The organism is Persicobacter psychrovividus, from assembly GCF_036492425.1.
Lineage (GTDB): Bacteria > Bacteroidota > Bacteroidia > Cytophagales > Cyclobacteriaceae > Persicobacter > Persicobacter psychrovividus.
The window spans coordinates 1805418-1826849 of sequence record NZ_AP025292.1 but is presented as its reverse complement, the minus strand read 5'-3'; the positions used below and the strand labels follow the sequence as shown (position 1 = coordinate 1826849).

The 21432-nt window shown below is 42.3% G+C and carries 17 protein-coding genes; 12 read left to right on the top strand and 5 right to left on the bottom strand.

What is annotated here, in order from left to right; translation table 11 throughout:
* Positions 1-73 precede the first annotated feature (73 nt).
* From AABK40_RS07795 to AABK40_RS07755, 9 genes are all read left to right on the top strand, one after another.
* Positions 74-1729 carry a pyruvate dehydrogenase complex dihydrolipoamide acetyltransferase gene (locus AABK40_RS07795; RefSeq protein ID WP_338396681.1) on the top strand — a complete coding sequence of 552 codons (1656 nt, stop codon included), beginning with the start codon at positions 74-76 and terminating at the stop codon, positions 1727-1729.
* 172 nt (positions 1730-1901) lie between these two features.
* Positions 1902-2261, top strand: a complete 360-nt coding sequence (locus tag AABK40_RS07790) for a phage holin family protein (protein WP_338396680.1) — start codon at positions 1902-1904, stop codon at positions 2259-2261.
* Positions 2262-2502: 241 nt separating this feature from the next.
* Positions 2503-3117, top strand: coding sequence for a hypothetical protein (locus AABK40_RS07785; protein WP_338396679.1), 615 nt, complete (start codon positions 2503-2505; stop codon positions 3115-3117).
* Between the two features lie 500 nt (positions 3118-3617).
* The gene (locus AABK40_RS07780) at positions 3618-4880 is read left to right on the top strand and encodes an RHS repeat domain-containing protein (protein ID WP_338396678.1); all 1263 of its coding nucleotides are present in this window, start codon (positions 3618-3620) and stop codon (positions 4878-4880) included.
* On the top strand, positions 4877-5311 hold the full coding sequence (locus tag AABK40_RS07775; protein WP_338396677.1) for a hypothetical protein: 435 nt from the start codon (positions 4877-4879) through the stop codon (positions 5309-5311). Before AABK40_RS07780 ends, AABK40_RS07775 begins: the two co-directional genes overlap by 4 nt.
* A 462-nt stretch (positions 5312-5773) precedes the next feature.
* Positions 5774-6856: a hypothetical protein gene (locus tag AABK40_RS07770; RefSeq protein WP_338396676.1), complete on the top strand. Its 1083-nt coding sequence runs from the start codon at positions 5774-5776 to the stop codon at positions 6854-6856.
* Between the two features lie 768 nt (positions 6857-7624).
* Entirely contained in the window at positions 7625-8983 is a 1359-nt protein-coding gene (locus AABK40_RS07765) for a DEAD/DEAH box helicase (RefSeq protein ID WP_332919228.1), read from the top strand.
* Positions 8984-9209: 226 nt separating this feature from the next.
* Positions 9210-11603: a TonB-dependent receptor gene (locus tag AABK40_RS07760; protein WP_338396675.1), complete on the top strand. Its 2394-nt coding sequence runs from the start codon at positions 9210-9212 to the stop codon at positions 11601-11603.
* A 2-nt stretch (positions 11604-11605) separates the two neighbouring features.
* Positions 11606-12220, top strand: a complete 615-nt coding sequence (locus tag AABK40_RS07755; protein ID WP_338396674.1) for a hypothetical protein — start codon at positions 11606-11608, stop codon at positions 12218-12220.
* Positions 12221-12297: 77 nt separating this feature from the next.
* On the opposite strand, the gene AABK40_RS07750 is transcribed toward AABK40_RS07755, so the two are convergent.
* The gene (locus AABK40_RS07750; RefSeq protein WP_338396673.1) at positions 12298-12828 is read right to left on the bottom strand and encodes a hypothetical protein; all 531 of its coding nucleotides are present in this window, start codon (positions 12826-12828) and stop codon (positions 12298-12300) included.
* A 193-nt stretch (positions 12829-13021) separates the two neighbouring features.
* Here AABK40_RS07750 and AABK40_RS07745 point away from each other — a divergent pair, with 193 nt between their 5' ends.
* The gene (locus AABK40_RS07745) at positions 13022-14041 is read left to right on the top strand and encodes an aldo/keto reductase (RefSeq protein WP_338396672.1); all 1020 of its coding nucleotides are present in this window, start codon (positions 13022-13024) and stop codon (positions 14039-14041) included.
* Positions 14042-14357: 316 nt separating this feature from the next.
* Here AABK40_RS07745 and AABK40_RS07740 read toward each other — a convergent pair whose 3' ends face one another.
* The 3 genes from AABK40_RS07740 to tyrS form a co-directional block, all read right to left on the bottom strand.
* On the bottom strand, positions 14358-15095 hold the full coding sequence (locus AABK40_RS07740; RefSeq protein ID WP_338396671.1) for a DUF4145 domain-containing protein: 738 nt from the start codon (positions 15093-15095) through the stop codon (positions 14358-14360).
* 84 nt (positions 15096-15179) lie between these two features.
* The gene (locus tag AABK40_RS07735) at positions 15180-16004 is read right to left on the bottom strand and encodes a patatin-like phospholipase family protein (RefSeq protein WP_332919234.1); all 825 of its coding nucleotides are present in this window, start codon (positions 16002-16004) and stop codon (positions 15180-15182) included.
* 156 nt (positions 16005-16160) lie between these two features.
* Entirely contained in the window at positions 16161-17459 is a 1299-nt protein-coding gene (tyrS, locus tag AABK40_RS07730; RefSeq protein WP_332919235.1) for a tyrosine--tRNA ligase, read from the bottom strand.
* Between the two features lie 595 nt (positions 17460-18054).
* Here tyrS and AABK40_RS07725 point away from each other — a divergent pair.
* Together AABK40_RS07725 and AABK40_RS07720 are read left to right on the top strand one after the other, a co-directional pair.
* A complete protein-coding gene (locus AABK40_RS07725; RefSeq protein WP_338396670.1) occupies positions 18055-18708 on the top strand; it encodes a hypothetical protein in 654 nt (217 codons plus the stop codon).
* Positions 18709-18898: 190 nt separating this feature from the next.
* A complete protein-coding gene (locus AABK40_RS07720; protein ID WP_338396669.1) occupies positions 18899-19180 on the top strand; it encodes a DUF427 domain-containing protein in 282 nt (93 codons plus the stop codon).
* Positions 19181-19221: 41 nt separating this feature from the next.
* Here AABK40_RS07720 and AABK40_RS07715 read toward each other — a convergent pair whose 3' ends face one another.
* On the bottom strand, positions 19222-21279 hold the full coding sequence (locus tag AABK40_RS07715; RefSeq protein ID WP_338396668.1) for a T9SS type A sorting domain-containing protein: 2058 nt from the start codon (positions 21277-21279) through the stop codon (positions 19222-19224).
* Positions 21280-21432: the final 153 nt, after the last annotated feature.

The following is a 21432-nucleotide window of genomic DNA, read 5'->3' as shown; positions in this document are numbered from 1 at the left end:
GTGGTGTTTCTTCCATTGCTCATCAGACACAATCAAAACCTAATTAATATCCAAACACACAATTTATAGAATTATGGCAGAAGTAATCCGCATGCCGAAGATGAGTGATACCATGACTGAGGGCACCATCGCTACGTGGCTTAAAAAAGTAGGGGACCAAGTGGAGTCAGGAGATATCCTGGCAGAAGTGGAAACCGACAAAGCAACCATGGAGCTGGAGTCTTACGAGGAAGGTACTTTGTTGTATATTGGCGTTGAAGAGAAATCAAGCGTGCCGATTGACGGAGTGATTGCCATTATTGGTGAAGAAGGAGAAGACATTACTTCTTTGAAAGCAGAAATCAGCAATGGTGGTGCTTCAGAATCTGCGCCAGCGCCTAAGGAAGAAGAAGCAGCGGCCCCAGCGCCTGCAGCTGAAGCGGTGGACACTTCGGATATCGCTGCGGAAATTATCCGCATGCCGAAAATGAGTGATACCATGACCGAAGGGGTGATTGCCACTTGGGTGAAAAGTGTTGGTGACGAGGTGGAAACAGGCGATATTCTTGCTGAAGTTGAAACGGATAAGGCCACCATGGAACTGGAGTCTTACTCTGACGGTAAACTGCTTTATATTGCAGTTGAAGCAGGTGGCGCAGTGCCTATCGATGGTATTATTGCCATTATCGGGGAGTCCGATGCTGACTGGAAAAAATTATTGGCAGCAGATTCTTCTCAAGGTTCAGCTCCAAAAGCGGAAGCACCTAAAGAGGAAGCGCCAAAAACTGAAAATACTACTGCCGCGGCCTCAGCGCCAGCACCCGCAGTAAACACTACTGCCAATGGAGGAAGAATCAAAGCTTCGCCATTAGCAAAGAAAATCGCTGCCGATAAGGGTATCGACCTTACTCAGGTTCAGGGAACGGGAGATAATGGTCGTATCATTAAGCGCGATATTGAGAACTTTACGCCACAGGCAGCGCCTGCTCCTCAGGCATCTGCACCTGCAAGCGCACCAGCTTCTGCGACAGCAGCAGCACCAGTGGAATTGCCACAGGTGGTTGGTGAAGAAAGTTTCGAGGAAGTGCCAAACTCAAAAATGAGAAACATCATCGCTTCTCGTTTGACAGAGTCCAAGCAAACGGCTCCTCACTATTATTTGACGATGGATATTGACATGGACTCAGCGATCAAAGCGCGTAAGCAGATCAATGAGGTTTCTCCAGTGAAAGTATCTTTCAATGATATGGTGGTTAAAGCTACTGCTTTGGCATTGCGTCAGAACTTGAAAGTAAACGCAGCTTGGTACGGCGACAAGATCCGTTACAACAAGCACGTACATATCGGTGTTGCCGTAGCGATCGAAGACGGTTTGGTTGTACCAACGGTTAAATTCGCTGATAACAAATCATTGTCGCACTTGGGTGCAGAAGTGAAAGAATTGGCAACCAAAGCGAAAAATCGCAAATTGGGACCTGCAGAAATGGAAGGTAACACCTTCACAATCTCTAACTTGGGAATGTTCGGTATCGAGTCATTCACTTCGATTGTGAACCCTCCATCAGCTTGTATTCTTTCAGTAGGAGGGATCAAAGCGGTACCAGTAGTGAAAAACGGTGCGGTTGTTCCTGGCAACGTAATGAAAGTTACTTTGGCATGTGACCACCGTGTAGTAGATGGCGCTTTGGGTGCAGCATTCTTGAAGACTTTCAAAGAATTGTTGGAAGAGCCTGTTCGCATGTTGATCTAATGAAATAAATGAAAAATTATTTCAAGCGTCCCGCTTGGAATGATTTTCATCTTCAGCTCTCGCGTGACTCCGTCTCGTGATAGCAATAATCTAAGGTTACAGCATTTTGCTACGACCCAAAAATCAAAACCTTTGTCATTTGTTGACAAAGGTTTTTTTTATAAATTCCAACATGAAACAATATATCATTAACCTGATCGTTACGGCCCTTGCCGTTCTTATTTCCGTTTGGCTGTTTGATCTCGCTCAGATCACAGGAGATAGCCGCTTTTTTGTCGCCCTGTCCGTCGCCTTTGTGTTGTCGATTCTTAACTTTTTGATCCGCCCCGTTTTACTTGTGCTAACCTTACCGATTAACGTTATCACCCTCGGACTCTTTACCTTTGTGGTCAATGCCTTGGTGATCCTGATGGCAGGCGGACTGATCGACTCCTTCCATGTAAGTGGTTTTTGGTCGGCATTATTTTTCTCCATCGTACTGTCGATCGTACAAACTTTCTTGGAGATGATTTTGGGCTTGGAGCGTGATTGATTGATTTGAAGAGATTATGATCCTGTACGGACGTTGCATGCAACGTCCCTACTTTTGGGTGTGGATTTTTTGCTTCACCACAGCTAAAGCAATGGTCTAACAGCGTTAAACCTGCTAATGCAGGTTGGTGTGGATTTCATGGTGAAACGTCCCCAGATATAGAACCTTTTTGCTGAATGGGGGGGCACTGTTGGATCAATCTACATCTTATATTTTTTCTACTAATTCAAAAAAGTTACCAATGCCTACACAGAGACCTTCAAATAAAAAAATAAGCCCAAAAGATGCTCTTTTATATTTTTTGATATACACAGCAAGTATATATTCCTATTTCTATTTTATTAGGGCATATAGATTTTTGGATCTGAAAGATTGGACGGTGGTTGAAGGAGTAACTGTGAGGCGTAGCAATGGACATTCCAAACGAAGTTTAAAAACATCAGCACTTTATCAGGTAGGATCGACAGTGTATGAAAGAAACTCTATTGGGTTAATGGTGGAGAATACAGAGTTATGGATTGTTGCCAATAGATTGACACCAAGAGCGACAATTGTTTTTAGAAAATCTGAGATGAGTAAATCCGAAGTCTTAAAATTTGCAAAAAGCTTTCATTTTGGATTTTTTGACTGTTTTAGGTCATTGGGATGGGCAGATTATTCAGGGTATAGGAAGAAAAATGGTGAAGAGTCATTCATTGATTATCCAACAGATTTCAGTATTAAACAGTTCGAAAAATGGAAAAGTAGGAGGGAAAAAGAAATATGGGATGCAGGTTTTAATCCACATTATAAGCAATGGTGGATTTTGGAACAGAACTACCCTGATTCTACCTTATTTAAAAGAGAAGCAATATAGGCTGAAGGGCGTAGCGTAGAAATGACCGATTCTGTACCGAAGGTACATTTCCAATAGCCTCGGGTGCCAACCCGTGGAAAATAATAGGTAATAACATCGAGCTGTGAGCCATAATGAATTATGCCTTTACATGATTCGGTTTTGGTAATCACGAGAGGGACTCTCGCGATAGGTTGTCGGTTAGCGAAAGCCTAACCCATTTTAATGGGTTTGACGCTGTTAGGCCAAGTTTTCAACCTTGGTATAAACGACAAGAATAGTGCGCCGAAGGTGCATCTCCAATAGCCTCGGGTGCCAACCCGTGGAAAATAATAGGTAATAACATCGTGCTGTGAGCCATAATGAATGATGCCTTTACATAATTCGGTTTTGGTACTCACGAGAGGGACTCTCGCGATAGGTTGTCGGTTAGCGAAAGCCTAACCCATTTTAATGGGTTTGACTTTGATAGGCCAAGGTTTCAACCTTGGTGAAAAAATGGCTGATAAAGCCCCACAGGAATGATCGATATCCGATTTGTGATGTTCGATTTTCGATGGGCGAAGGTGGAAACGTGTGGAAAAATTACCAATATCATCGCCGACAGCAACCCCCTCGCAAGCTATCACTACAACACCCTTGGATTCCGAGTGAAAAAGACTAATTTTGAATCTCAATCAACCGAATACTACGTGCGAGATGTATCAGGAAATATCGTAGCGATCTATGATCAAGACCTCGACCAAAAGGAGATCCCACTCTATGGCAGTGGCCGACTCGGTGTGCGTTTTGTAGAGGCTGATGATACAGACAGTAAAAACGTCTTTGAGTTCAAGGACCATTTAGGTTCCGTTCGTGCCCGTGCTTATTGGGAAGGCGCAAGTCTCACCACCGATCAATGGCGTGATTATTATCCTTATGGTTTGCAGATGGATGGCAATAAAGAAGGAAAAGACACCCGCTTCGGTTACCAAGGAGATTTCGCAGAAGAAGATGGGGAAACGAACTTCAACTTCTTCGAAGCCCGAGTTTTTGATCCCGTGATCGGTCGTTGGATGGCAGTGGATCCCGCAAGGCAGTATGCGAGTGGCTATGTGGGGATGGGGAATAATCCTGTGAATGGGGTGGATCCTAACGGAGAGATATGGCTTAGATATTGGCAGTTAGAAGCCGGAGCTGGTGTGGCCTATGGTTTAAATGCGACCTTACAGGCAGGTATCGCTTATGGAAAATATGGGGTTACATCATTTACAATGGCCAGAGTATTAACCCCAATGGGACAGAATTTTAATGAACATAGTCCAGATCCATCATTTGTTGGAGGGGCGGATGCCAATATGTCACTGGGTTTAGCTTATGATTGGAAGTATGATAATTTTCATGATTTCGCATATCAAAATCAAAGAGGGGTGTTTTCTGGGTTCGTAGGATTGGGACCGCATGTTGGAGTGGACTTTGGGGATCAATATGTCGGTGTAACTGTAGGTCTTGGGTATGGTGGGAAATTTTCGTATATGGAAACTAATATACTAAGGGCCATATCTGTAACTCGTGAACAAAAGTCCAGTTTTTTGATTGGTGAAAATTGGCAGGTAAATCACGTTACTGAAGTTTTTAAAAAAGGAGTTTTAACGGGATACAAGGGTGTTTTGGAGGTAAAGATGGACAACAATACTATTTCAAATATTACTGTTTTTTCAGGCATATCAATTTCCGAAGAAGGGAAAAAAATTCCAAATCAAATTTGGCAAACCCAAGAATATATCAATGAAATGAATCGATGAAAAAGGGACGATATATAACTGCGGTAATAATTGCTTTAGCAATCTTAGTTATGATAACTCATGTTTACGTAACCAGTTATCACGCCAGAATGAAATCAAATGAGGTTGTTTATGTTTATGATACGCTAAGAGGTGTTCCAAACCCTGCTTTCTATTCAGATTGGGAAGATTTTGGTAATTGGATTATTGAATACTATAAAAAGAAGGAGAAAGATACCTCTACAGTAGTATATTTAATGGACACTCGAGTCCTACCACCTAATGATCCAGTTTATTTAGTCGGTTATACCTCAGAAGATAGCGTAATGGCAGAAGTTTATATTGATTATCGAATACCACGACAATTAGCGCAAGGGTCTACAGTTTATGTTTATGCTAAATGCATTCATAAAATTTCGCCTAAGGAGTGGGTATTAAAGAAAAAGCAGTGATTTTACTGCAATGGGTTTCAGTTTGTTAGGCCAAGGCTTGGCTCTTGAGTTTGTCGAAGGATTCCTTTGTTTACCTCATGATGGCATTAAAAATGTTTTTTGTACGGACGTTGCATGCAACGTCCGTACTTTTGTGGGGTGTTTTTTTTTGTTTCACCACAGCTAAAGCAATGGCCTAACAGCGTTAAACCTGCTAAAGCAGGTTGGTTCGGATTTCATGATAAAAACATCCCAGACATAAAACCTTTTTGCTGACTGCGGGCATTCATTTGAAAAGCAGGCCCAACCCATTTTAATGGGTTTTTGTATTGATAGACCAAGGTTTCAACCTTGGTGAAATAGGATCTGTGGGAATTAGACCATGGGATAGAAGCGAGCCGTGAGACATAATTAATTATGCCTTTACAGGGTGGATTTGCTATCACGAGAGGAAAATATAAAAATTGCACAACAACAACCAAGATGAAAATAACCAAGCACCAACTCAAAGCAGGTATTTTACCCACTACAATTGGAGTGGTACTGCTGTTGGTGGCCATGAGTTCAGCGATGATCTTAATGGGTTATTATCATCGAATGCATATTCAGCAGTTGAAGCGTTCGGCAGATCAGGGGGTATTGTTGCAGCAGGGCGTGCAACTGGCATTGGCGGCTTATGCGGATGATCAGCTGAATGAGCAGTGGCAGGTTTTTCCATTATTTCCCGAAGGGCAAGATAGCATTCGGATAAAGCTAAAAACTTGGGGAGCCATGGAAGTTTGTCAGTTGGAGCGAACAGTTCCCTTTAAGCATTGGCAAAAGGCTTTTTTTATTGGGCAGTATGGCGAACGCTTGCACAAGGAAGCCCTTTTTTTATCGGATCAAAAGAGTCCTTTGGCCATTTCGGGAGCGGCATTGATCAAGGGAGATGCGGCGCTTCCGTTGAGTGGCATCAAAAAAAATTATTTCAATCGCCAGCCTTACAGTAGAAGTGAGATGGTATTTGGGAATATCAGTCATAGCACGGCTAAAATGCCAGCGCTAACCAGCAACCTATCAGAATTTTATGAAATGGCGATGGGTTTAGCCAACAATGTGAGCCAAGACTCCCTGCTGCGTTATGGTATTCAGCAATCATTTGGTAGCGATACGGTAGCGCATTGTCAATTAGAACAGCCGTGGCTACATCATGCCGAGGCGGAAGGTCAGGTGGTGATTAGTCATCCTGACTCCGTTGTGGTGATGGGCTCAAGTTCTTTGAACTCCATCGTGGTTTGTGCCCTTAAAATCATTATTGCCTCAGATTATGAAGGAGAAATTCAAGCACTTGCAGCAGATACCCTTATTGTAGAGCAGGGCGCACAACTTCAGTATCCTTCCATTTTGGTTTGTTTGGGTAAATCCAAAGAAGCCTTATTACAAATCGAAAAAGAAGCCCAACTTTCTGGTCAGGCATTGCTACTTTGTAGTTCAGGAGAACAGGAAGAACAAAATTTTATATTGGGAAAAAATGCACAAATTACGGGGAGTGTGTATTGCCTATCACGAGAGGGATTCTCGCGATAGGTTGTCGGTTAGCGAAAGCCTAACCCACTTCAGTGGGTTTGACGCTGTTAAGCCAAGGTTTCAACCTTGGTATAAACGACCTGCCCATGCGCCGAAGGTGCATCTCCAATAGCTTCGGGAGCTAACCCGTGGAAAATAATAGGTAATAACATCGAGCCGTGAGCCATAATTAATTATGCCTTTACATGATTTGGTTTTGGTACTCACGAGAGGGACTCTCGCGATAGGTTGTTGGTTAGCGAAATCCCAACCCATTTTAATGGGTTTGACGCTGTTAGGTCAAGGTTTCAACCTTGGTATAAACGACAAGAATAGTGCGCCGAAGGTGCATCTCCAATAGCCTCGGGTGCCAACCCGTGGAAAATAATAGGTAATAACATCGAGCTGTGAGACGTTAATAAATTATGCTTTTACATAATTCGGTTTTGGTAATCACGAGAAGGATTCTCGCGATAGGTTGTCGGTTAGCGAAAGCCTAACCCATTTTAATGGGTTTGACTTTGATAGGCCAAGGTTTCAACCTTGGTAAAATAGACGCCAATGCCCAAGTGCTACGCCGAAGGTGCATCTCCAATAGCCTCGGGAGCTACCCCGTGGAAAACAAATAATGCCTATACAAAATCACCTAATCATGGTCAAATAAACCCCCAAATCACAATGATCTGCTCATTTACCCTGCTTGATTGAATTTCCTGCCCGATTTTTGTATCTTTGCAAACTGAATAATTTTGTCCCATCAGGGGACAAAGGAACTTAAACAAAATCGTTGTGCGTTTCGAAAATATTAAACTGAATAAAAATCTTGCGAAGGGGATTCGTCAATTAGGTTGGGAGACCATGAGCCCGATACAGGAAAAATCCATCAAGAAAATCTCTTCAGGAAGAGACCTCGTGGGGATTGCTCCGACAGGTTCTGGTAAAACTGCCGCCTATCTGATTCCATTGATCAATAAATTACAATATGCACAGGGCGAACACCCTCGTCTGATGATCATGGTACCTACCAAGGATTTGGTTTTTCAGGTTCGAGAGGTGATTGAGCAACTGACGCAATTTAGTAACCTGCGCATTACTTCTGTATATGGGGGTAGTGGTAAGCAGCGCATGATGGACGAGCTGGAGCGTGGTACTGATATTTTGATCGCGACGCCTGGTCGTGTTCATGAGTTAGCTGTTACCCGTTTCTTGGTATTGAAAGATCTTAAATACTTGGTGGTCGATGAGGCGGATTCCATGTTGGAGAAAGAATTTTTCCGCCAGGTGGAAGCGATTCTTGAACTGTTGCCTGAGCAGCGCCAGAATGTCTTTTTCTCGGCCACTTTCGATCAGGAGTCTGATGAGATGTCGCAGAAAATTTGCTGGGACCCGATCAAGGTGGAAATCTCCGAGGAACAGCGTCCAGTGGATACGCTGAGTCAGTATGTGATGTATCCTTTCAATAAACCGACCAAGCTGAACTTGCTTTCGGGAATTTTGTGGGATTATGAGAAATTCACCAAGGTGATTGTTTTTGCAGGTTCCAAAAAAGATGCAGATGCCATCACTTCCAAATTGGGAGCGACGATCCCTGGTGAAGTGCGGGTTATTCACTCCAATAAGGATGAAACTTACCGTTTGCGCTCTATCGAGGAGTTCCGGTCAGGTGAAGCGCGTGTATTGGTGGCTACTGGTGTAGCAGCACGTGGTATTGATGTGGAGGATGTTTCCCATGTAATCAACTTCAACACGCCTTATACTTACACTGATTATGTTCATAAAGTAGGTCGTACGGCACGTAATGGCGCTGAAGGTACCGCTATTACTTTTGTAGGTGATGCGGAAAAAAATCACTTTGAAAGTATTGAAGAAAACCTTGGGGAAGAGTTGGAAATTATTCCATTGCCAGACAATCTGTTGATTATCGAGGAGTCTGATAAACCGAAAAACGATCAGCGATACGGTAATACAATGAAAAACTCCAACCGCCGCCGTTCAAGACATGAGCGCGAGCAAAAGGAGAAAGGGGCTGCAACCCATGAGAAGTCTGCGAAAAACAGTAAAGAATTTAACTTGAAACCACGTCAGAAATGGTCTGCACGAAAAGGATTCAAGGAGAATGCCAATAAAATGGTCCGAAAGAAAGACTAATTTTCTTGTTCCGAAGAGGGGAGCGTTATCAGTTTAATACTGGTGACGCTCTTTTTTTTAGGTTAAAATCAGATGATAATCGTGGTGTATATCCTCAAATTGCTGTCGATAATCTTTTTCTGCAACCTTGTGGCATTAGGTTTGTTTGGGAATTAGGAACATTGTTGCCAAACCGCTTGCGGTATAACGGCAATAGATCACTCCAAAAGCCTTAACTCCTTAACGAATGAAATTGCATCGATTTGCGATCCTCACGATAGCGTTCCTATGCGCCCTTTCTGAAATTACCCTTGCACAGGGCCGATTTGATATTGAAGGGCGGATTCTGGATCAAAAAGAACAACCCATCCCTTTTGCCAATGTACTGATTCAAGGGACCAATTCTGGGGCGGTAACAGATGTGTATGGGCATTTCAGAATTCAGCTGAATAAGAAAGTACACGAATGCACCCTGTTGTTTTCCTGTGTAGGGTTTAAGGCTAAAAGCTATCATTATGATGATTATCATGCACATCCTGTAGTTCACCTTGCGGAAAATACAGCGGTGCTCAAAGGCGTGGTAGTGAAAGCCGCCGCAACGGGTACAACTTTGGCCTCATCAGCCATTTCAAGTATTGATTCCAAAGCACTGACCTACAAAAAAAGTGGAGGGCTGGCAAGTGCATTGAGCACGGTGTCGGGCGTTTCCATTGCCTCAGCGGGCGCCAATGTGCAGTTGCCCGTTATTCATGGTTTGTATGGCAACCGTATCCTGATCATCAATGATGGGGTCAAGCATGGATTTCAGAATTGGGGCAGTGACCATGCTGCAGAAATAGATGTGGCGAGCCTCAATAATATTCAAGTGGTAAAAGGTGCCGCAGCGGTACGTTATGGTCCTGAGGCCATTGGTGGGGTTATCCTGGTCAATAGCGACCCGATGGAATTCTACCAAGACTTTCACGGCAGTGTGCACACCAATTTTCAGACCAACGGCAAGGGGGGGCATGTCGATTTTAACCTCGGCCGTGGAGGAGAACATTTTGCTTACACCCTCGGCGGCAGCTACACCAAGTTCGGTGACCGTTCGGCAGCCGATTATCTTTTGACCAATACGGGCAAGGAGGAAAAATCTTTCCACCTTGGCTTGCATTATCATATTCCCAATTGGCACTTCAAACTGCGTTACACTTTCACGCAGCAAAATCTTGGCCTGTTACGCTCTTCCGTTTTTGGCAATGCCAGCGATTTACAGCAGGCCATTGATGCAGAACGTCCGTTGATCATTAAACCCTTCAGTTACGAAATCAATCAACCGAATCAGGAAACGGCACACCATATTGCCATTGCTGATGTGGACTGGCATTCCCCGATAGGGAAGCTTTCGTTGCGACTGGCACAACAACTTAATCAGCGACAGGAATTTGACGTCAGAAGAAATGCCAGCACGCCCATCATGGATCTGGATTTGATGACCACCAATGTGTTATTGAACTGGGCACACCCTGAATGGGGAGATTTTCAGGGCACCGCAGGTGTGGCTTATTTCTATCAGAAAAATAAAAACAACCCTGGAACGAACACCACGCCATTTATTCCAAATTACAGTTCTGGACGAATTGGGGCGTATTGGATTGAGCAGTTGGTTCGTGGTAATCATACTTTTGAACTGGGAATACGGTTTGATCATGAGCAAAATAATGCCGTGGGCAGGGATGTTCAGCAGCGTATTTTTGAGGACGATTTCAGCTTTTCAAGTCTGTCGGCTTCTATCGGTTACAAAACCAAACTCTCAGACAATACCACCTTCCGCACCAATTTGGGTACTGCCTGGCGATCTCCGAATATGGCAGAGTTGTACAGTTTTGGTTCCCATGAGTTCTTTAACCTCTATGGGGTTTGGCGTTATCAGTTTGATGAATCAGGTAACCTGAATACCAATAAAGTATTGACGCAGGCAGAAAAGCCTGTTTCGCCCGAGCGAGGAGTGAAATGGATCAATAACATCAGATGGCAAAAAGGCAAGCAAATGATTGATGCCAGTATTTATGTCAACTTCATTGATCATTATTTCTACCATAAGCCTGTCGGGATTACCAAAACGGCCAAAGGTGCGATTCCCGTGTATATTTTCGAACAGACAGATGCGCTATTCGCAGGGGTTGACCTGAACTGGCGACACCCAATTGCAAAGTCGTTAGATGGGGAACTTGCCGCAAGTTTATTGTGGTCCAAGAACCTCTCACGATCGGAACCACTGATCAATCAGCCACCCATCAATTTGAATTATCAGCTGACCTGGCATACTCCCTTATTCTTGAAACTCACGCAGTCGAATTTTCACCTGAAAGGCAGCTACACCTTCGAGCAGTTTAATGCACCAAGGGTGGTTAGCCCTGGAGATATCATCTCTGGCGCTGTAGAAATTAAGCCCGACAGCGAAATTTTTGATTTCAAGGCTGCGCCTGAAGGTTATTTTCTTCTTGATGTGAGCTACCAATGGCAAATCAACCATTTCGGTGGGCAGTTTGCTGTTCAAAATGCCCTGAATACCAGTTATAGAAACTACTTGAATCAGATGCGTTACTTCGCGGATGATCTGGGAATAAATTTTACCATTTCCGTAAATTATAATTTTTAAACATGAAGCTTAACTTGAAGAACTTATTGAGTGCTGCCATAGTAATGGTAGTGATGTCGGCCTGTAGCTCTAACGATGCACCTGCTCCTGAAAATGACGGTGAGCAGATTACACGAGTTGAAATGATTTTTCTAAATGTTGATGCACCCAATGAGGCGCCATTGACCGCCCTCGCTGTTGATGAAGATGGCGCAGGGGTGAAGGATTTTGAAATCAAAAAAGGCGTGGAATTGAAGCCCAATACCACTTATGATTTAACTTTTAAGATTTTGAATGAATTCGCAGAGGCTGGCGATCAGGATATTGCTGCGGAAATTAAGGAAGAGGGGGTTGATCATCAGTTTTACTTCGCTTTCCCTGAAGATGCCTTCACTAACCCTAAGGGTGACGGAAACATCGATGCTAAAGCAGAGGATGCCGTGAATTATAAAGATCAGGATGCAAACGGGCTGCCTATTGGTCTGGAAACAACCTGGACCACAGGTGAGGCAACAACTTCCACTGATGGTGAATTTCACCTGATGTTGAAACATCAGCCAAAAATTAAATCTGCTACCTCAACATCAAAAGATGGCGAGTCGGATATTGATTTGAAATTCCCTTTTGGGATTAAGTAAGAGGCACTAAAAACACAAAAAACCAAGTCTGGAAAGGCTTGGTTTTTTTTGGCAGAAATTAAAAATGGAAGGAAGAATTAATCGCTCAATTGGTGCAATAATGGCTGCATGCTTTCAGAATTCTTGATGATATTGTAAAGGGCCAGTGCGTACTTTTTCTCCTCAGGGTTGTTGCTGTTATGGATCCTGTTTTTGATGAACAGCATTAAACGCAGGTAGCAAGCGGTATAATTTTTCTCGGGGGTATCCATTGCTGTAATCCCTGGTGTGAAAGACTCAATAACCGCCTGGGCTAATTTTTCAGCCACAGCGTAATTCTCTTTTTGCCATAACTCATAGATTTTGTTCATGGCAGCCTCAACAATATGATAAACATCCCAATTTTCAAGTACTGGTTCCATTACATCATGGTGGAGGTAAATGTGCTCAAGGATAGTTTTAAAACTTGGATATATATGTTCGCCAAGGACCTCGGAGAACTCAATCTGGAAATGCGCGGTAACCTCCATGCTGGCCTCCATTTGATTTTGGAGAAAGGCCATTATGGATGGTTTGTCCATCGTGGGGATTTGGTCTTTAAAGTAATCTTTAATTTCTGTTGAAGTCATTGTCCTGCGATTATTGAATGGATAGAATGGTAAACCTAAGAAATTATTGATTCAGTTTTTGGTCGATTTCAGTCCTAATCTTTCGGATGTAAGTTTTAACCTTGAAGGGAGTGTTTTTCACAGGTGTTAAGAAGATATTCAGTAATTTGTCTTATTTTTATACTGACTGTTGTTCTTAGCTAAAGATAAGTTTATGGAATTATACAAACCGAATACAGACCGCTACCACGGGATGAAATACACACGATGTGGCCAAAGTGGTATTCATCTGCCCGCATTGTCATTGGGATTATGGCATAATTTCGGGGATTCAGATGATTTCGGAAATGCGAAAAAGATGCTGTTGGGTGCTTTCGATCGAGGGATTAATCACTTTGACTTGGCGAATAATTATGGGCCTTCGGCGGGCTCGGCTGAAACGACCCTCGGAAAGGTACTTGCAGGAGAATTGAAAGGCTACCGTGATGAACTATTGATATCGACAAAGGCGGGCTATGATATGTGGCCTGGGCCATTTGGGAGCTGGGGATCGCGGAAACATATTATTGCGAGTATGGATCAGAGTTTGCGTCGGATGAAGCTCGATTATGTGGATATTTTTTATCATCATCGGCCAGATCCTGACACCCCGCTTGAAGAAAGTATGGGGGCATTGGCTACGCTTGTGCAACAAGGAAAGGCGCTTTATGTCGGTTTGTCGAATTATAATGCAGAGGATAGCCAGAGAGCATTTGCCCTGCTGGAAGATCTCGGGGTGCCCTGTCTGATCCATCAGGCGCGTTATAGTATGTTCGACCGAAATGTAGAAAAAGCATTGCTGCCGACACTCGACAAAAGTGGGGTAGGGTGCATTGCCTTTTCGCCTTTAGCGCAGGGCTTGCTCACGGATAAATATATCGATGGAATTCCATTGAATTCACGAATGGCAAAGGCCACTTTTTTAACGGAGAATATGCGATCTGATTTGGTGGTCGGGGCGCTGGGGCAACTTCAGGAACTGGCCCGCTCCAGAGGGCAAAAAATCAATCAAATGGCGATTGCCTGGTTGCTGAATCAGTCGGCAATTACGAGTGTCCTTGTGGGGGCTTCGAGTATCCGTCAGTTGACTGAAAACCTTCAGGCATTGGATCATTTACAATTCTCAGAAATGGAACGGTCAAAGATTGAACAAATTCTCGCAGGGGTATTTTTAGAGAAAAGACAGCCGAAATAGTGGAGAAGTAACCATTGAAATAAAAAAAGTGCAAGGTAGCATGAGTTGATAATGAGTTAGATGAGTTTTTTATAGATGAATATCTGATAAGTAAACTTGTATCTAATCACTAATTTATGCTACTTTACACTTCGGTATTCATCGAAAGGTGACTACCACTTTTACTTTTTTGTTTGTAATACACTGAATTAATAGAGACGTCATGCTCAATTAATTTAGATTTTGAGACACCTGCCGTCATGCGGGTGTTTTTTTTATGCATTTCAATATATGAAATTTAGCGGAAATTATGGAATTGATTACGGATAATTTTCAGCTATTTATCCAGGCATTTGCATTCCCGAAGGTGTTGCTCGAGTGCCTTTTGAATCGTCATTTCATGAATTTCAGATTTGCAATTTTTCACCAATGCACGGTGTTTAGGGCTTGTATGATATATACGGCTGTTTCCACAAACATAAACCATCGTCCCTTCTTTTTTTAACTGATCTTGATGGTGATTGTACCCAATAAATGTCAATAAAATCAATAATAATGATAAGCTAATCAGAAGGGCTGGCTTGTACTTAAAAAATGCTGTTTCATCATTTTTTTTATCTTTTTTATTTAAGCCGATTTTTCTTCCCGTGGGAATCTTCGCTTTGGTGTTGTTTTCGGCCTCATACCAGTCAAGTACGGCTTTAAAGTCGAGCAGTACTTTTTCTACACTTTCCGCATTAATCCACCCATTCCCTTGCTGATGTACTCCAAAATTGGCCTCAGTCCGAATAGAGTGAAGTTTATGTGTAATGAATTTTGGAACCCCATAGTTGGGCAGCAGGTTTATTGATTTGACCAACTCAATATTATTCCAGTTTAATTTTGCCCCATTTTTTTTGAGCCACAGGACGACCATTTCCTCGATCAGCGACCTGATTTTGAACATGCAAGAAGCATAGTCCTCAATTTCGAGAAGCGGCCCGATTTGATCATGAAGTATTCTCAGCGAAGGGTAGTCGCTGAACAGTTTGTAGTCGTGTGCTAAATCAAAAGAAAAGGTAAAGGTCGCAGGCATATTTGGTATTTGATGAAACAGGAATGCAAGGTAAATAATTTACCAAATAGATTATTCAATTATTGAACCATATTGCACTTATAATTATAATTTGGATGCAGATTTTTCCTGTGGTTCAAGTAATTTAATGAGTGCGTCGTGTTGTTGTTGCGCCGCCCGATAACCGATTTCATAAATTTCGTGCAATACTTCTGATTTGGTGGTGAAGGTACCATAATTGATGAGTTCCTCAGAGGTAATGCCTACATTACAATACCTGATTTTCTCTTGCTCTCCGTGGGTGCTCTGGATGTTCATCGCACGAATCACAATATTCTGAATACCGTGCAGGGAATCTTTCTCCGCTTCGCGAATTGGAGACACAAAAACTCCAATGAGTTTTTCGCACTTGCCATACAGCACGTCTACAGGGAAGTGGTTAAGAATGCCTCCGTCGCTGTACAGGGTGTCGTCGATCGTAACAGGAGAAAAAACAAGCGGGAAGGCGGCACTTGCCATAATCGGTTTGCACACTGGGCCACTGCCATGAAAAACACGCTCTTTACCCTTTTGGAGGTCGGTGGCCACGAGGTACAGGTCTTTTTTCAGGTGGCTGAAATCGTCGATGGGAAAGTAAGGCTTGAAAAATTTGATGATTTTTGCCGAATCGATGATGCCGTCAAATTGCCGCTGACTGAAGAAGCCACGATGCTGCCAGTGAAAAATAGGGGTGCTCTGAAAAAATGATTTTATCTCGCGAGGTGGTACCCCATTGGCGTATAGCCCACCAACGATAGCCCCCGCGCTGGTGCCTGCAATGGCATCAATTTCAATTCCAATTTCTTCGAGGTAACGCAATACGCCTACATGTGCGAGTCCTTTTGAGCCTCCTCCTGAAAGGACAATACCAATTTTATAAGGTTTAGCCATTAGATTTTTGTTTTGAATTAAGTAAGGTTAAGATTTTTATGGTATTGGCTGAATGCAATTTACAAAAATCAAATGAATGACAAGGTGGAAAATCAGCTTGCTGAAAAAAAAGAGCAAGAGGAGTCCCCTTGCTCTTAAATATTATTAATGGGAAAATTATTTCACCACCTTCAATAAAAAGTAGTTCTTTTTACCGCGCTGGATCAACAGGTATTTTCCTTGCAACAGGTCAAATTCAACAGCAGCATTCGGGTCGCTGATTTTTCCTTTGTTGATGGAAACACCACCGCCGTTAATCATTTTGCGGGCTTCTCCTTTTGATTTGAAAACCAGACTTTCATAAGCCGCCAAATCAGTAACATTTGGAAGCGCGGCAAAATCTTCTGCCGAAATTTCCGTCTGTGGTACACCCTCAAAAACTGCCAAAAGTGTATCCTCGTTCAAAGCCGCCAAATCTTCGGTAGTAGATTTACCGAAAAGAATGCCTGATGCCTTAATGGCCATGTCCAATTCTTCCTGTCCGTGAACCATACGGGTAACTTCTTCAGCCAATCGCTTTTGAAGCACACGGGTATGTGGTGCTTCGTCGTGTTCAGCGATTAATCCGTTGATTGTTGCTTCGTCAAGGACGGTGAATATTTTGATATTTTTCTTGGCGTCGTCATCAGCAACATTCAACCAGAACTGGTAGAAAGCATAGGGAGACGTGCGCTTTGGATCCAGCCAAACGGCACCACCTTCGGTTTTACCGAATTTCTGACCGTCAGATTTTAGCAACAATGGGCACGTTAAAGCAAAAGCCTCACCCTGCGCCTTGCGACGAACCAATTCTGTACCTGTAGTAATGTTACCCCACTGGTCCGATCCACCCATCTGAATCTTCACATTGTTGTTTTGGTACAGGTGCAAAAAGTCATATCCTTGCAATAACTGATAGGTAAACTCAGTGAACGACATACCATCACGAGCTTCACCTGTCAGGCGTTTCTTTACAGAATCCTTAGACATCATGTAGTTCACGGTGATGTGCTTTCCGATGTCGCGGGCAAAATCCAAGAAAGAAAAATCCTTCATCCAATCGTAATTGTTCACCAACACAGCCGCATTGTCTGAATCAGAATCGAAGTCCAAGAACTTCGCCAATTGGTCTTTGATACAGCTGACATTGTGCTGAAGGATCTCCTCGGTTAACAGGTTACGCTCTTCAGATTTTCCCGAAGGGTCACCGATCATACCTGTGGCACCACCCACCAAAGCGAAGGGTTTGTGTCCAGCATCCTGAAAGTGTTTTAACAGCATCACGCCAACCAAGTGACCAATATGCAGGGAATCCGCAGTAGGGTCAATGCCCAAGTATGCAGAAGTCAGCTCTTTCTGCAACTGCTCCTCAGTACCTGGCATAATATCATGAAGCATGCCTCTCCAGCGTACTTCTTCAACAAAATTTTTTGCCATTATATGTCAAATTTCAAATTATATTCAATGGACAAATATAGCTTTTTTTGACAAACAGCGGCCTATATCGTGGGCATTATTGCGGAGGGAAGATTTGATTTTTTAGGGGAAATATGGGTTTCGTAATTTAAGTGGTAAGATCGAGTCGGTTTCAGGGGAGGAATGCTGTTTTGTCCTTTCAGTGTTTGAAATTCTAAGCGTGGGATTAGAGAATACGGGTGGACAGGGTGGTAGATGGACTGATGAATGCTATTGAATACTGAGGTGGTAGGGGATATAAAAAATGGTGAGTCGTTAGCTGGGTTAAAGCTTTTGTCATCCTTTTTGAGCGGATTTTGTATGTGCTTTTTTACTGATTAAATCATCGAATAGTAAATTTAACAAATAATGGGATACGTTTATTTTTTGCTGGATTCGTCTGAATGTTTGATTAAGTGGTTTATTATCAGCTTAGTGTTGGTTTTGGTGCTTTGAAATAAACACATTGCTTATTTGTTGTTAATTTAAAAAATAATCTAAATTATATGCAATAAAGATGATTAATTAGCCTTAATTGCATGTGTATATTTATTTTTTTTATTAAACTTTTCTATTTATGAGTGCAATTGGTGATTTTATTTTTGAAGCAGGTATTGTTGAGGGGCTTAGCGTGCAGGAAGTCTTCAGAAGAAAATGTGCACACTTTTATGGGCTGATCCTTGCGATTATTATTGGTGTAACTTTTACATTGATGTCCCTTTGGCAGTTTGAAGGACTTTTTCATATTCCATTGGCTGGAACAGTGACCTTTGGAATTGCCTATATTTTTACCCGATTGGGCGCTCACAAGTTCATTAAGTTTTATATGGCCATCATGCCTGTGTTTTATTCCAATTGGTATGCAGCCTATTTTGCAGATGGATCGACGATCCCCTTTGTGGCTGTTAACCTGTTGAATATCTCCTTTTACGTTTGGACTCTAGTTTTATTCAATATCAAAACAGAGCGGAAAACGATCTTTTTCGCCTACCTTATTCAGGCGATTATTTCAATGACCTTCATGCAATACTCACCGTTATTTGTTCCTTCGGCAGGCGTTAATACGACACTTTTGCAGTTTGGGTGGGTGGCACCATTGACCATTTTTGCTTCTTTGTTTTTCGTGATTTCTGGTTCGATTTTATGTGGTGTACTTTACAGTAAATCCGATTCAACTTCTGCAGAATTAGCTGAAAAAAAATTACAGACTGAGGCAGCAGTGGCGGTTTAAACTTCCAAGATTGGTATTCAAGCAATCGTTTAGGCTGATTAGTCCATATTGATGCTCGGATACCTGGTATTTTCGTTGCAAACAAAAAAGCGACCTGCACTGTGCAAGTCGCTTTTTTGTGTTTCGGGGCAATGGTCGTAGGGTACCGCAAACTATTTGCTTCCGCTATTGGTAAACAAACTAAAAAAATATGAAAGCAATTTGGAATGGCACAACGATTGCCGAGAGCGATCAGACCATAGAGGTCGAAGGGAATCAGTATTTCCCCAAATCATCTTTGAAGATGGATTATTTTGAAGAAATCAGCCAACGAACCACCTGCCCGTGGAAAGGAGAGGCGCATTATTACGATGTGAAGGTTGAAGGCGAGGTGAACAAAGGCAGTGCGTGGTATTATCCTGACCCGAAACCCAAAGCAGCGCAAATCAAGGATCATGTGGCGTTTTGGAAAGGGGTGGAGGTTAAATCGTAAAACGTAGCGGCAGGGCATGCCTGTCGCTACAATGAATCATTTTACTCCTTAATAAATCGTTTCGAATATTGCTTGCCTTGGCTTTTCACGACCACCGTATAAATTCCCGCAGGCAATCCTTCAACCGAATAACTGTTCAATGCCTGATCAAAAGCGCGGATGGTTTGCCCAGCCGAATTGATGATGCTCACTGCCTCGATATTTATTTCAGATTTGATCTGAAGATGGGATTGGGCGGGGTTGGGGTAGATGGAGATCTTAATACTTTTGCCTGCCGAAAGAGCATCTTCTTCTTCAGGTTGTTCCTCTTCTTCCGGTTGGTTCTCGTCAAAGTTAGCGTAATAATATACTGAACGATAATTTTGGAATTCTTCAGGTAGTGAAAGATCAAATACATCTGTCCATTTGATCATTGCATTGCTATGTGGTTCAAACATTTCACTTTTAGTTCTTTCTGTTAAATACCATTCTCCCGTATTGTGATCCCATCTGTTCCAATAGTCATCAATTTTCAATAGGGATTCTTTGGTGCCATCCGGGTAAATATATTCATGCCCATAAAAGTGTAGCCCTACCCATCGATCCTTTGAGTAATAATAACTTTTAGCTAAAGTGATATAAAGAAATTCATCTGCCTCAGTATATTCTGAGTAACTCTTGACTTCTTCTCTGAGTCTGGATTTAATTCCCCCATCCTCATAAAAGGTTTCCTCAAATTTACTTTTTAAAACCCAATCTTCGGTGTTGTTGTCCCACATAAAATAGTGGTGAAGGCTTTCCTTTTCGCCAACATAATCATATTCAGATTTGCTGTAGTTTTCCCATTGTCCATTATCGGTATTAAATGGTTGGGTGATTTTAGTTTTGATGAGTTCAGTGTTATCATAATATTCGTAGGCAAGCTGACGTTCGTAATCTTTTTGCTGATTGTCGTTAATCATATATTCTTTAACAAGGGTAGGTCTGCCTTGTGCGTCTTTAGTGTTTTCTGTGCCGGAAAAGTGTTGAGGTTCAGTTGATTCGTAGGTGAAGACAAATATTTCACTTCCTTCATCATTTGGAAGTTCAAATTCCTTTATGTGAACACCCGTACTTTCGTGGTAATTGCGCACATAAAGGGAGTCTCCTTGGTTGTAAAGGAAGTCCACGGTCCAGACCAAAGCCCATTCTTGCTCGTCATTGGCTCGTGAATAATGATTTTCTGTTTTATCCATTCCATCTTCAGTAAATGAGAAGGTATGTTTTATACTTGATTCAAATTGATCTCCTGCTGAGTTGCTATACCATCGGATAAATTCAGTTTGCCTTCTTTGCTCATCATATGTTCTATATATCTTTTGATAAGCTGACCATTTCCCTTCATTGGTGTTATAGTCATATTGATATTTATATTCCTCAATATTATTTTTATTGTCCGAAGTGCTTCTGGTACTTCTATATCCATAGCTTAAAATATCATTCGAATAATAAGACAGGTACTCTCTATAATTGGTGTACTCATCGATGATGCTGATGGTCGTTTTCTGGGATAAATACTCCCTTCCTTCATTGGTATATCCATATTCAATCACTACGCTTGTGTTTTCGTCAGGGTACAAGTATTCCTCTTTACCGTCGGTGATGAATTCGCCATCAGAAAGGGTTTGGGATAAATAGTGAGTTACCAGACCATCGGTATTGTACTGATAGGTTTGTTTTCGATAGGTGAAATCTTCTGAGTTAGGGACGATAGAGTCGCTTTTGATCTCTGAAAGTAAACCTGCCTCATTATAATAGTAGGTGTCAAAAGCAATATTTGCCCATTCTTCAGTTTCTGGGTTTTGCACGCGACTAACAACGCTGTCAATAGGGTGAGCAGGAGATGCAACTCTGCTGTTTTGTTGTTGAAGGGAGCTTAGTTTGTTGAATTGCTTAAGGATTGAAACCGTTTTTGCTCTTTGGTTTGCAGTATGCTCCGTTTCTTTAGGGGTTAGGTGGTCAGGATCTGACTGTAATTTTAAATCTTGCTTTAGCGCATTGATAAATTTCTGATAGGGGTTTTGTGCTTGTCCGAAAAATGGCAACATTACAAGCACCATAACGAATAGTGATCTCATCATAATTGAAGATTAGATTAAGGCTGAGTAATTACTGTTAAAGATATAAAAAAATATAACTCGGTGTTGTGTTTTGATATTTTAGGGCATAAAAAAACCGCAGAGAAGCCCCTGCGGTTATAAATAAGGTGAACCTGATATATTAAAATATTCGGT